Annotated in this window: 15 protein-coding genes; 7 read left to right on the forward strand and 8 right to left on the reverse strand. The window is 34.6% G+C overall.

The annotated features are described in order from the left end of the window. Positions 1 to 235: 235 nt before the first annotated feature. The gene (locus MWU65_RS10075; RefSeq protein ID WP_247077563.1) at positions 236 to 1,564 is read right to left on the reverse strand and encodes an MFS transporter; all 1,329 of its coding nucleotides are present in this window, start codon (positions 1,562 to 1,564) and stop codon (positions 236 to 238) included. Between the two features lie 80 nt (positions 1,565 to 1,644). Continuing rightward, on the reverse strand, positions 1,645 to 2,454 hold the full coding sequence (locus MWU65_RS10080) for a M48 family metallopeptidase (RefSeq protein WP_247077565.1): 810 nt from the start codon (positions 2,452 to 2,454) through the stop codon (positions 1,645 to 1,647). Positions 2,455 to 2,604: 150 nt separating this feature from the next. Between MWU65_RS10080 and MWU65_RS10085 the strand changes: the two genes are divergently transcribed. From MWU65_RS10085 to MWU65_RS10100, 4 genes are all read left to right on the forward strand, one after another. Next, complete coding sequence (locus MWU65_RS10085) at positions 2,605 to 3,165, forward strand: collagen-like protein (RefSeq protein WP_247077568.1); 561 nt, start codon at positions 2,605 to 2,607, stop codon at positions 3,163 to 3,165. 130 nt (positions 3,166 to 3,295) lie between these two features. Next, positions 3,296 to 3,799: a peptide-methionine (R)-S-oxide reductase MsrB gene (gene msrB, locus MWU65_RS10090; protein ID WP_247077571.1), complete on the forward strand. Its 504-nt coding sequence runs from the start codon at positions 3,296 to 3,298 to the stop codon at positions 3,797 to 3,799. Positions 3,800 to 4,006: 207 nt separating this feature from the next. After that, entirely contained in the window at positions 4,007 to 5,398 is a 1,392-nt protein-coding gene (gene lpdA / locus MWU65_RS10095) for a dihydrolipoyl dehydrogenase (RefSeq protein ID WP_247077573.1), read from the forward strand. A 76-nt stretch (positions 5,399 to 5,474) separates the two neighbouring features. Further along, entirely contained in the window at positions 5,475 to 5,771 is a 297-nt protein-coding gene (locus MWU65_RS10100; RefSeq protein WP_247077575.1) for a DUF3817 domain-containing protein, read from the forward strand. Here MWU65_RS10100 and MWU65_RS10105 read toward each other — a convergent pair. From MWU65_RS10105 to MWU65_RS10125, 5 genes are all read right to left on the reverse strand, one after another. Beyond that, on the reverse strand, positions 5,768 to 6,493 hold the full coding sequence (locus MWU65_RS10105; protein ID WP_247077577.1) for a diphthine--ammonia ligase: 726 nt from the start codon (positions 6,491 to 6,493) through the stop codon (positions 5,768 to 5,770). The genes MWU65_RS10100 and MWU65_RS10105 overlap by 4 nt on opposite strands. An 11-nt stretch (positions 6,494 to 6,504) precedes the next feature. Continuing rightward, on the reverse strand, positions 6,505 to 6,927 hold the full coding sequence (gene aroQ, locus MWU65_RS10110) for a type II 3-dehydroquinate dehydratase (RefSeq protein ID WP_247077579.1): 423 nt from the start codon (positions 6,925 to 6,927) through the stop codon (positions 6,505 to 6,507). A gap of 78 nt (positions 6,928 to 7,005) precedes the next feature. After that, positions 7,006 to 7,491, reverse strand: a complete 486-nt coding sequence (locus tag MWU65_RS10115) for an outer membrane beta-barrel protein (RefSeq protein WP_247077580.1) — start codon at positions 7,489 to 7,491, stop codon at positions 7,006 to 7,008. A 251-nt stretch (positions 7,492 to 7,742) separates the two neighbouring features. After that, entirely contained in the window at positions 7,743 to 8,297 is a 555-nt protein-coding gene (locus tag MWU65_RS10120) for a hypothetical protein (protein ID WP_247077581.1), read from the reverse strand. A gap of 277 nt (positions 8,298 to 8,574) precedes the next feature. After that, positions 8,575 to 9,111, reverse strand: a complete 537-nt coding sequence (locus MWU65_RS10125; protein ID WP_247077583.1) for a hypothetical protein — start codon at positions 9,109 to 9,111, stop codon at positions 8,575 to 8,577. A 162-nt stretch (positions 9,112 to 9,273) separates the two neighbouring features. Between MWU65_RS10125 and xerD the strand changes: the two genes are divergently transcribed. The 3 genes from xerD (at position 9,274) to MWU65_RS10140 (ending at position 11,397) form a co-directional block, all read left to right on the forward strand. Continuing rightward, positions 9,274 to 10,170: a site-specific tyrosine recombinase XerD gene (gene xerD, locus MWU65_RS10130; protein WP_247077584.1), complete on the forward strand. Its 897-nt coding sequence runs from the start codon at positions 9,274 to 9,276 to the stop codon at positions 10,168 to 10,170. 73 nt (positions 10,171 to 10,243) lie between these two features. Beyond that, positions 10,244 to 10,738, forward strand: a complete 495-nt coding sequence (locus MWU65_RS10135) for an RNA polymerase sigma factor (RefSeq protein ID WP_247077587.1) — start codon at positions 10,244 to 10,246, stop codon at positions 10,736 to 10,738. An 11-nt stretch (positions 10,739 to 10,749) separates the two neighbouring features. Next, positions 10,750 to 11,397: a hypothetical protein gene (locus MWU65_RS10140; RefSeq protein WP_247077591.1), complete on the forward strand. Its 648-nt coding sequence runs from the start codon at positions 10,750 to 10,752 to the stop codon at positions 11,395 to 11,397. On the opposite strand, the gene MWU65_RS10145 is transcribed toward MWU65_RS10140, so the two are convergent. Further along, positions 11,394 to 12,203, reverse strand: a complete 810-nt coding sequence (locus MWU65_RS10145; protein ID WP_247077594.1) for a lysophospholipid acyltransferase family protein — start codon at positions 12,201 to 12,203, stop codon at positions 11,394 to 11,396. The genes MWU65_RS10140 and MWU65_RS10145 overlap by 4 nt on opposite strands. Positions 12,204 to 12,237: the final 34 nt, after the last annotated feature.

The following is a 12,237-nucleotide window of genomic DNA, read 5'->3' on the forward strand; positions in this document are numbered from 1 at the left end:
ATGGTTGATGGTTGATGGTTGATGGTTGATGGTTGATGGTTGATGGTTGATGGTTGATGGTTGATGGTTGATGGTTGATGGTTGATGGTTGATGGAAATTACAATATCTGGAGTCCAACTCAACATATAGAAAAAAAACTTACCCACAAATTAGATTAAAAAAGAATCAATAGTGAGAAAGTAAGACTTATTAACAATCGACCTTAGACTTTATAACTTTAGCCTAGCCCCCTAATTAAGTTCTAGGCTTTTTATGCACCCGCAAAAGCAATACTACCCCCGCCAGGAAAAATACTCCTAAAAATATGATTGAAGTTCTCATACTACCAGTTATTTGTGCCATTAAACCATATAAAAAAGTACCTATTACAATTCCGATTTTTTCTGCCACATCATAGAAACTAAAGAAAGATGCTGTATCTGTGGTTTCTGGCATAAACTTAGAGTAGGTAGATCTAGATAAAGCCTGTATACCTCCCATTACTAAACCAACACATCCTGCACCTATATAGAAATCGACAGGAGTAATCATAAAAAAGGCATAGACACAAATAACAACCCATAATATGTTAACAGCAATAAGGGTTTTTATATTTCCAAACTTTTTTGAAGCCCTGGCAGTTAAGGTTGCTCCTACTATTGCAACCACCTGTATTACTAAAATACTAACAATTAAGCCAGTGGTACGCTCGCTATCAGAGCCCCAACCAATCTCTTCTTCCCCAAAATAAGTTGCAATCAACATTACCGTTTGTACCGCCATGCTGTAAACAAAAAAAGCAATTAAGTATCGTTTTAGCTTAATTTCACCTCCTAATTTTTTCCAAACGCCTTTTAACTCCTTAAAACCATTTAAAATAACATTTTTCCGTTCTCCTTCACGTTTATGTCCTTTGGGCAAGTAATAAAATGTATACTGACTAAAAATGATCCACCAAATACCTACTGTAACAAAAGAATACTTCATTGCTTTTAGCTCTGCAATACCACTTTCATCGGTTTCTATTCCAAAAAAAGCTGGTTTCATTACCATTGCCAAATTAAATAGCAACAAAATAACACTCCCCAAATACCCCATAGAAAACCCCTTTGCACTAATACGATCCATCTGTTCAGCATGAGCGATATCCGGCAAATAGGAATTATTTATAGCAAAACTTACCCAAAAACCTACTAACCCCATAAAAAAACAAAGCAATCCTATGTAAATATTTTCTAAAGAAAACCAATACAACCCAATACAAGAAAGTCCACCTAAATAACAAAAGAACTTCATAAATATTCTTTTGTTTCCTAAGTAATCGGCCACCCCAGATATTAAGGGTGTAATAATTGCAATACAGACAAAGGCGAGAGAAGTAGTGTAGCTTATCAAGGGTGCTCTAGCTATTTCACCTCCAAAAATTGTTATTTTCTCAATTCCGGCAGCTCTAAAAAGAGCGCCGTAAAAGATTGGAAATATGGCAGAAGCTATGACCAAACTATAAACAGAGTTTGCCCAATCATAGAAAGCCCAAGCGTTTAAAAGTTTTTTACTTCCTTTTAACAGCGAAATACTTGTCATAAATAAAAATTAAAGCTGTTCATTTTTTATGAACAGCCCTAATATACAATTATAAATGAGTTTTACTTTTATTCTTATTATTACTTAAAGGAAGTAACTCCATAATTTTTAGCTTCTAATTTAGCTAAGGGTGCCCATTGGGTAAGGTTATTTATCCTAGTATCATTAGATGGGTGAGTACTCATGAATTCTGGCGGTGCCTCTCCTCCACTATTGGCTTTCATTCGTTTCCACAGTTCTGCCGCTTCATCAGGATTGTAACCTGCAATGGCCATAATTTGCAAACCAATTCTATCGGCTTCGGTTTCATGACCTCTACTAAAAGGCAACATAACACCAAGTTGTGACCCTACTCCATATGCCTGATTAAAGGTGTTCCTTGCCTGCTCATCCTTTATGAGTACATTTCCTGCAACTGCTCCAATTTGCTGAAACTGACCTGCCGTCATTCGCTGGGCCCCATGGTCTGCAAGTGCATGTGCCACCTCATGACCCATAACCACTGCAACACCAGTTTCCCCTTGGCAGATGGGTAATATTCCTGTATAAAAAACAATTTTACCTCCTGGCATACACCAAGCATTTACAGTTTCATCATTTACCAAGTTATACTCCCATTTGTAATCATTTAAATAACCGGGATATCCATTGGCAGTTAACCATCGTTCTGCCGCTGCTGCAATTCTTTGTCCTACATTGGTAATCATTCTAGCATCTGCAGTACCTGTAATAGTTTTGTTTTCCGTTAAAAATTGATCATACTGCGCAAATGCCGTTGGAAAAATTTGACTGTTGGGGTACATGTTCAACATCTTTTTACCTGTAAAAGGATTGACCTTACAAGCAGAAACTGCCAAAAAAAGCGTGAGTATTAAAATTATTTTTTTCATAATAGTATCGTGTTTATTGTCTTAAAAATACAAAAATATAACTTGCATTTCAGATAACATAACTATTATTTCTCTTTATTTTTTCCAGAAAACTAAAAATGGAACGCTTTTTGAATACTATGTAAGCAAACGATTTTAAAACTAATAACTATGAAAAAAATTACAATAACATTAGGAGTATTACTTGCGTTTTTCTTAACTGGCTGTAGCGGAAGTGATGGATATGATGGCTTGGACGGAAGAGACGGTGCAGATGGCGAAGACGGCGTAAACATTACCGGAAGCATTTATGAAATTGAAGGCGATTTTTCAATCAACAATGATTATTCCTTATATTATGAGTTTCCTAAGGGTCCCAATGATGTAGAGGTTTTTGAATCTTCTATTGTACTGGTTTATATTTTATGGGACCAAACAGTAGACACTAATGGAGATGCTGTAGATATATGGCGCCTATTACCACAAGCAACATTATTAGAAGAAGGATTTTTACAATACAATTTTGACCATACTTTTTTAGATGTTAGTATTTTTATGGAAGCTGAATTTGATATCGCTATTTTGGATGCAAGTTATACCGACAATCAAGTTTTTAGAATTGCAATTCTACCCGCTGCAATGGCTAGTGGCAAATTGAACAAAAGTAACATTAACGATGTTATGGGTGTGTTAGGTGTTACTGAAGAAAAAATTGCTCGTGTAACTTTATAATAAAGTACTCAAAAAACAATAAATACTCGGCCTCCACTTTCAAAATAGAAGGTGGAGGTTTTTTATAATACAGCTGTTAGGTATTTATTTAAAAATCGACTAATTTTAAACTACTTAATTAGAGACTCAAATGTATAAAAAAATAATTTTATTAAGCTTTATAACCCTATTGGTTAGCTGCAATGGAAATTCACAAAAAAAAGAAACCACCATCGCTACACCTAAGGTTGAAAAAAAGTATGCAGTTGAAAAAACTGAAGCAGAATGGAAAGCGCAATTAAGCCCATTACAATTTAACGTATTAAGAAAAGCAGGCACCGAAACCCCTTTCAGCAGTGAACTCTTGGATATAAAAGAAGAAGGAGTTTATAGCTGTGTTGCATGTGACACCCCCTTATTTAAAAGTGAACACAAATTTAAATCGGGAACAGGTTGGCCAAGTTTTGATCGGGTCATTGAGGGTAATGTAGCTTTTGATGTGGATTATAAAATTGGCTACAAACGCACCGAAGAACATTGTGCGGTCTGTGGCGGACATTTAGGTCACGTTTTTAATGACGGTCCAAAGAACACAACGGGAGAAAGGCATTGTATTAATGGCGCTGCTTTGTATTTTACCCCTACAAAAGGCTAAATCGAATTTCCTTACTCACAAAAAATATAAAAAACCGTATCTGCTGATACGGTTTTTTATATTTTGAATCCGATGCTAATTTATACGATAAACCTAAAAAGATAGCATTCTGTGATAATTCATATTAATAGATTTTCCTGATTGCTATTTGGAAATTGGTTTTGTACATTTGTCACTCATAAATTAGAGATTAAAAAAAGATTATATATGAGCAATTTCGATGTTATTGTTTTAGGTAGTGGACCAGGGGGTTATGTAACCGCCATTAGAGCTTCACAATTAGGATTAAAAACAGCTATAATAGAAAAAGAAAGTTTAGGTGGAGTATGTCTAAACTGGGGGTGTATCCCTACCAAAGCATTGTTAAAATCTGCTCAAGTTTTTGAATATTTAAAACACGCTTCAGATTACGGTTTAAATGCAGAGAATGTTGACAAGGATTTTGACGCTGTTGTAAAACGTAGTCGTAGTGTTGCTAGTGGAATGAGCAAAGGGGTTCAGTTTTTAATGAAAAAAAATAAGATTGAAGTCATCAATGGTTATGGTACTTTAAAAGCTGGAAAAAAAGTATCCGTTAAAGATGCTGATGGCAAGGAAACAGAATACAGCGCTAGCAACATTATTGTTGCAACAGGTGCACGTAGCAGGGAACTACCGAACCTACCCCAAGATGGTAAAAAAATCATAGGATATAGAGAAGCCATGTCATTAAAAGAGCAGCCAAAAAAATTGGTTGTTGTTGGAAGTGGCGCTATTGGGATAGAATTTGCTTATTTTTATAATGCAATAGGCACTGAAGTAATTGTGGTAGAGTACTTACCAAACATTGTACCTGTAGAGGATGAAGATGTTTCCAAACAACTAGAACGCAGCTTTAAAAAAGCGGGTGTTAAAATCATGACTTCATCAGAAGTTACCAAAGTAGATACTTCTGGCACTGGTGTACGCGTTTATGTTAAAACGAGTAAAGGCGAAGAAATTATACAGGCAGATATGGTTTTATCGGCTGTAGGTATTAAAACCAATATTGAAAATATTGGCTTAGAATCGGTCGGTATTGCAACAGATCGAGATAAAATATTAGTCAATGATTACTACCAAACTAACATTCCAGGTTATTACGCAATAGGAGATGTTACACCTGGGCCAGCTTTGGCACATGTTGCTTCTGCCGAAGGTATTCTTTGTGTAGAAAAAATTGCTGGTTTACATGTAGAACCTATAGATTACGGTAACATCCCTGGTTGTACGTACTGTATTCCAGAAATTGCTTCTGTTGGGTTAACCGAAAAACAAGCTAAGGAAAAAGGATTTGATATCAAGGTTGGTAAATTTCCATTCTCAGCGAGTGGTAAAGCACAAGCTTCAGGAACACCAGATGGTTTTGTAAAAGTAATCTTTGATGCCAAATACGGTGAATGGTTGGGTTGTCATATGATTGGTGTTGGCGTAACAGATATGATTGCAGAAGCGGTTGTAGCTCGTAAACTAGAAACTACAGGTCATGAAATACTAAAGGCTATACACCCACACCCAACTATGAGTGAAGCGGTTATGGAAGCTGTAGCCGATGCTTATGATGAGGTAATACACTTATAATAATAGAATTAATGAAAGCCTAAAGTCTACGTTTATTGAAACATTGGATTTTAGGCTTTTTTTTATAAAAAATAATATGCTTAAAACATTTAGAATTACAGCAATCTTAGAAGGTATATCTTATTTACTTTTGTTTGGAGTTGGAATGCCTTTAAAATATCTAGCGGATATCAAGGAACCCAACATTTATATTGGCAACGCTCACGGCCTATTATTTATAGCATATGCCATACTTGCTTTTTTAGTGTGTAGACAGCAAAAATGGGGTATTAAAAGATATGCAATTTTCTTTATTGCTTCTTTACTACCTTTTGGAACCTTTTATATTGATCAAAAATATTTAAGCGATACGGCTATAGCAGCCGAGGCTTAATTTTTTATTAATAGGTCACAATACCAAAAAGAGGTGTCCCAAGATTTTGGTTGATCGCTATAACAATCGTCTTCATCCTTTGTAGAAGTGTAATTTTTTAGCACCTTTTCCCCAATGTGAAATGCAATGGGATCTTTAAAAATGGGGCCATCAAAAACAAAGGTATGAAACTCGCCATTTTCTCCACATGGATCTACATTCTCCGGTAAATCTTTAAGAAAATTTTCGTCTAGTATTCTGCCGCAAAATGAGGGGTCTAACAATTTGGCATTCACACACACTGTGATTGCCTTAAAACCCAGTTGTAAAAATTCTTTCAGTAATTTTTTTGTATTCTGTTTCCAAAGCGGAAAAACTCCTGTCACACCTACCTCCTTAAGTTTCTCTTCCCTATATATTTTTAAGTCTTCTAAATAGATATCTCCAAAAACACAATGGGTATATTTTTCGGTCAGTAAATTTTCCATAGCCGTTTTCATGGCAGCATTGTAACTTTCCATCGATGCTTTTTCATCTAAAAGAATAGTTGTAAGTGGAAGGCCAATAGATTTTGCTTGAGCTTCTAGCAATTCTACTCGCACTCCATGCATAGACACCCTATTATAGGCAGCGCTTACCGTAGTAAGTAGTTTATCTACAGTATAGGTATTAGACTGTTGAAGCTTGTATAACGCCAAGGCAGAATCCTTACCAGTACTCCAGTTAAAATAGGTTTTATACATTACCAAGGTGCTTAATTTAAAGGCAAGAAACTCTGAATTGCCAAACCGTAACTTTGCAAGCCAAAACCAAGAATAACCCCTTTTGCATTGGGAGAGATATACGATTGATGACGAAATTCTTCCCTCCTAAAAGTATTGGAAATATGAACTTCAATTACGGGAGTCTCAATAGACTTTATAGCATCGCCAATGGCAATGGAAGTATGAGTATACGCCCCTGCATTTAGGATAATACCATCATAAGAAAAACCTACTTCTTGTATTTTATCTATAAGCTCCCCTTCAATATTGGACTGAAAGTAACTTAGTTCAATATTTTTGAAGCTTAGCTGTAATGTAGAGAAGTGCTCCACAAATGTGGTCTTGCCATAAATAGCAGGCTCTCGTTTCCCTAAAAGATTAAGATTAGGACCGTTGATGATAATTAATTTCATTTCGTAAAAATAGTAAATATTCTAAACAAAAAAAGGAAGCCGAAGGGCTTCCTTTTTATTCACTTATTTTAATTGTGTTTATAACTGGAACATAACGCCTAGATTAACACTAGACCAAGAACCGCCATCCATACTAACTCCTGTATACGATAGCTGTAAATCCATTCCGTCAGCTATGGTATAGCCAACCTTTGGGCGATAATAAAAACCTCCATCATTACCATCATTTATCCCTAAGGCATAACCCAAATCGGCCCCAATAGAAAAATCTTCGGCAGCCATAAATTTACCTGAAGCTGCAATGGGTAGAAATTGCGCTGCATCGGGTTTAAAACCATTAAAATCTTTTCCTAGGCCATGATAATAGCCAATTGCTGGGCCAGCTTGAAATTGATCCGAGACATCAAACATATAATTGGCATCCACCCCAAAATCTAGACCATAAAAATCGCTTACATCACCCGTGGTTATTCCAATGAATCCACCTAAATTAAAACCTTCCTGTGCTTGCGCACCAAATGTAAAACCTAAAGCTGCAAAAGCTACAATACATAATTTTTTCATAATTTAATTTTTAAAAAATTGGTTAAAAAATGTGTTCAATTACAAAACCTGCACTAGATTTTTTAGCAGATTCTTATTATAAATATATAAAATATACTACGAAAAAAATATGATAAACCTGTTTTTTATTTTAGTACCATACAAATACAGCAATTCATACTATTTTATAATTTTCAACACCTTAATACTTATACACTTCACGTATAAAGTACTGGTGATCAGAACAACTAGTTGTCTTATTTGTCATTTACTTAGAAATGCAGAACAAACCCTATGCGTACCGACAGTGGATTAAAGTCTCCGTCACCTGCATCTTCGTTCATTCCAATATCATAACGTAAAGCAGGTTCTACGCTAACATTTTTACCCAAAAACCATGCATAACCAGCTTGTGCTCCTATATACATAGAATTATAATTATTAACAGAAACACCATTTAAATCTACCCCTACTGGTATTTGGCTATTTATATAGTATTTAGCGCCCACTTTATAAGAAAAAATGCCATCACTAAAATAATCACCGTATCCCAAACCGACTTTAACAGCGAGATCATCAACAACAAAATACCCGCCTTCAATACCAATATTCCATATTGTTTCGCCATCGACAGTTGTAAAAGAAAATCCGGTATTACCAGGACCTTTAATCCCAGATATTAATGCTTCTATATCTCCACTAGTATTTGTATTGGCTTCTATTAACCATTTTCCTTGGGCAGTTTGACCAACGATATCGTCGTCTTGTGCTTGTGCAGCAAAAGTAAAACCTAATGTTGTTAGAGCTATAATAAATAACTTTTTCATAATTTGATTGTATTAAGATTAAGCAGCAAACATAAAACCAATGTTATTATTCTTACAAAGTGTATTGTATAGATGCACAGGAATTTTGTTTAACTAACCATTTACTATGTATTTCTTTAAACCATAACACCGCAATTTATTAGCCATTCTATCTTCTACTTTTGGGAGAGAGATATTCATATATTAAATTTTTATTCCAAGCCATTACTTTGCATGTCTAACAAAAAAAGACTGCCTTTTTAGGCAGTCTCTTTGTAAATATAATAAAGTGTTATTATTAGAAATGTAATGCAAATCCTATTTTAACCGAAAATGGGTTAAAATCACCATCACCAGCATTCTCATTCATACCATAATCATATCTGATCCCTGGCTCTATAGAAACATTTTGTCCTAAGAAAATTGCATAACCAGCTTGTGCACCTAAAAACATAGCGGTGTCGCCATCAACAGAAGCTCCATTTAAATCTATCCCAACTGGAATTTGACCATTAATATAGTATTTAGCGCCTACTTTGTACGAGAAAAGGCCATCGCCAAAATAATCACCATAACCTAAACCAACTTTTACAGCTAAATCGTCTGCCACAAAGTAACCACCTTCTGCACCGATATTCCACATTGTATTTCCATCAATAGAAATTAAAGAAAATCCCGTGTTTCCAGCACTAGATTCAGGAAGTCCACCAAAGCCAGTATTTGCTTCGATTAACCATTTACCTTGAGCAGTTTGTCCAGTTGCTGCATCATCTTGGGCTTGTGCAGCAAACGTAAAACCTAAAGCCGTAATGGCTACAATAAATAATTTTTTCATACTTTGATTGTTTTTTAAAATTAAGCCGCAAACATAAATTCTAATTTTATTTTACTTACAATATTTGTTGTATAAACACATGAAAATGTTGTTAAACAACGATAAAAAGATGTATTTCAACCCACTGTAAAGAAAATTATATAATTGTATTACTTTTAAGCCATGAAATGGAAAGAAGGACTAACAGATTACCAACACTATTTAAAAATAGAGCGTGGCCTTTCTAGTAATTCTATTTCTAATTATGTCATGGACGTGGAAAAACTTATCACATTTCTAAATAGTAAAGACATCAAAGAAAACCCTAAAGAAATAAAAAAAGAAACCACCCAGCAATTTGTTTATGAAATTGCAAAATCTGTAAATCCTCGCTCTCAAGCGCGTATAATCTCTGGCCTTAAAAGTTTTTTTAATTATTTGATTTTTGAGGATTATAGAAAGGATAATCCAATGGACTTAATCGAGTCCCCAAAAATAGGCCGTAAACTACCAGATACACTTTCAGAGCAGGAAATAGACCAACTTGTTGCTGCCATAGATCTTTCTAAACCCGAAGGGGAACGCAACAGAGCAATGTTAGAAACATTATACGGCTGTGGTTTACGTGTCTCAGAACTTATAAATCTTAAAATATCTGACCTCTATTTTAAGGAAGATTTTATAAAAGTAACTGGCAAAGGAGACAAACAACGATTTGTCCCCATTGGAGAAGCCACTAAAAAATACATTCGTATCTACGCAGATGAAATACGAACTCATTTGGATATAAAAAAAGGATTTGAAGATATATTATTTCTCAATCGTAGGGGTAAACAGCTAACAAGGGCTATGATTTTCACCATTCTTAAACAATTGGCAGAGAAAATAAACTTAAATAAATCAATTAGTCCGCACACCTTACGGCATTCTTTTGCAACCCATTTGTTAGAAAACGGTGCAGATTTACGCGCTATCCAGCAAATGTTAGGACATGAAAGTATTACCACAACCGAAGTTTATGTGCACGTGGATAGAACCCATCTCGCTAAAGTCATTGCTAAATTTCATCCGAGAAAATAATTCAAATTTTCGAGCAATTTACTGTAACAAATGAAGAATATAAACTACTAACAAGTACAACAACCAACTAAAAGTGAGTAAAGATCTAGAACATGTATTTGTAACAGAACTACAGAACAACCAGAACATTGTTCACAAAGTCTGTAGTTTATATACAAACGATAGAGATGCCCACAACGACCTGTTTCAAGAAATAACGATTCAACTCTGGAAAGCCTACCCTAAATTTAGGGGAGATTCTAAGTTCAGTACTTGGATGTACAGAGTTGCCTTAAACACAGCGATAACACTGTACCGCAAGTCGAAACGAAAAGTAAATACCCAGAACTACGATTCTATAATTTATAAGATTAAAGCAGATGAATATGATGAAACACAAGAATTACAACTTAAACTAATGTATACCGCTGTTAAGCAATTGGGTGATATAGACAAGGCATTAGTTTTTCTTTACCTAGAAGATAAAAATTATACAGAAATATCTGAAACATTAGGAATTTCCGAGGTTAACGCTAGAGTAAAGATGAACAGAATAAAAAACAAATTAAAAACCATTTTAAATCCTTAATATATATATATATGGATGAATTGGATATCTTAAAAAAAGATTGGCAAAAAAAGGGAGAGGAACTTCCAAAATTGTCGTACAATGATATTTATAAAATGATATGGAAGAAATCTTCTTCTTCCGTAAAATGGATCTTTATCATTAGTATTTTAGAATTTTTACTCCCCAACTTGCTGTTCTTAATTCCTAGCGTTAGAACCCATCAACTGGAAATTTACTACGGAAACAATTCTAACTATCTACTCATGTGGTTCACGATTTTTCAATATTTCGTAATTTTTTATTTTATATTCCAGTTTTACAAACGGTATAAAGAAATTTCTGTTTTAGATGATGCTAAAACACTGATGAAAAACATTTTAAGGACTAGAAAAACCGTAAAGCACTATGTGATTTTTAGCCTTTCAATGATTTTCTTAACCACACTCCTAATGGCAGCTAGTGTTTATTTTAATCCAGATATGTTGTCTGTATTTTATAAGGCTGAAATTCCAGATGGTTATACAGAAGCAGAATTAAGAACAATATTAGCCATTGGCTTTGTAATTGTTGGTATTATAATAACTTCCCTAATTGGACTTATTTATTTTCTACTGTACGGTTTACTCATCCGGAAACTGAATAGGAATTATAGAGAATTAAAAAGAATGGAAATTTAATTGTCTAATTTCCATTTTCGCAATTTATTTTCTTCTTCCAAAGCTTTGAGGTCTGCTTTAGATATCACCTTTAAAAACGAAGGGTCCTGCTCTATGGCATGTCCCAATTTATTAATGATAGACTCAAAAGATTCATCTTCGTAATTAATTTCTAATGGCTCTTTAATCACCATAGATTGTAAAATACCCTTTTTCTTAATACGCAATCCTTTCTTATCAAAAGACCGCCTAAAACCATCTATTACAACAGGTACAACTATAGGCTTATATTTTTTAATAATATGAGATGTTCCTTTTCGCAAGGGTTTCCAAGGGGTTGTAGTACCTTGAGGAAAGGTAATAACCCACCCATCTTCCAAAGCTGTACCAATATTAGAAATGTCGCTCATTTTAACTTGGCGATTTACATTTTGTCCGTCTGCTCGCCAGGTTCGTTGTATACTTATAGAGCCTGCATAGGCCAAAACCTTAGTCAATAGGCTCTTTTTCATGGTTTCTGCCGCCGCTACATAATACATATTTAGTTTCGGTTTCCAGATATAACCAACATTCCTAATATTATCCTCTCTACCACTAAGGCTCGCATTAAACACATGAAACATTGCTACTACATCAGCAAAATAAGTTTGATGATTTGCTACAAAAAGTACTCCGGTCTCGGGCAAATCTCGAATAATTTGTGATCCTTCTATTTCTAGTTTATTAAAACCCTTATATCTACGGTGAGTAATAACAGCCAGGATACGAATTAACCATTTTTTTATAAATAGTTTATGCCCAAAAGGATTTGTCTTAAATAAGCTCATAATATCTATTGTGTTTTCAAATCTACAAATTTAT

The organism is Cellulophaga sp. F20128 (assembly GCF_023015805.1).
Lineage (GTDB): Bacteria > Bacteroidota > Bacteroidia > Flavobacteriales > Flavobacteriaceae > Cellulophaga.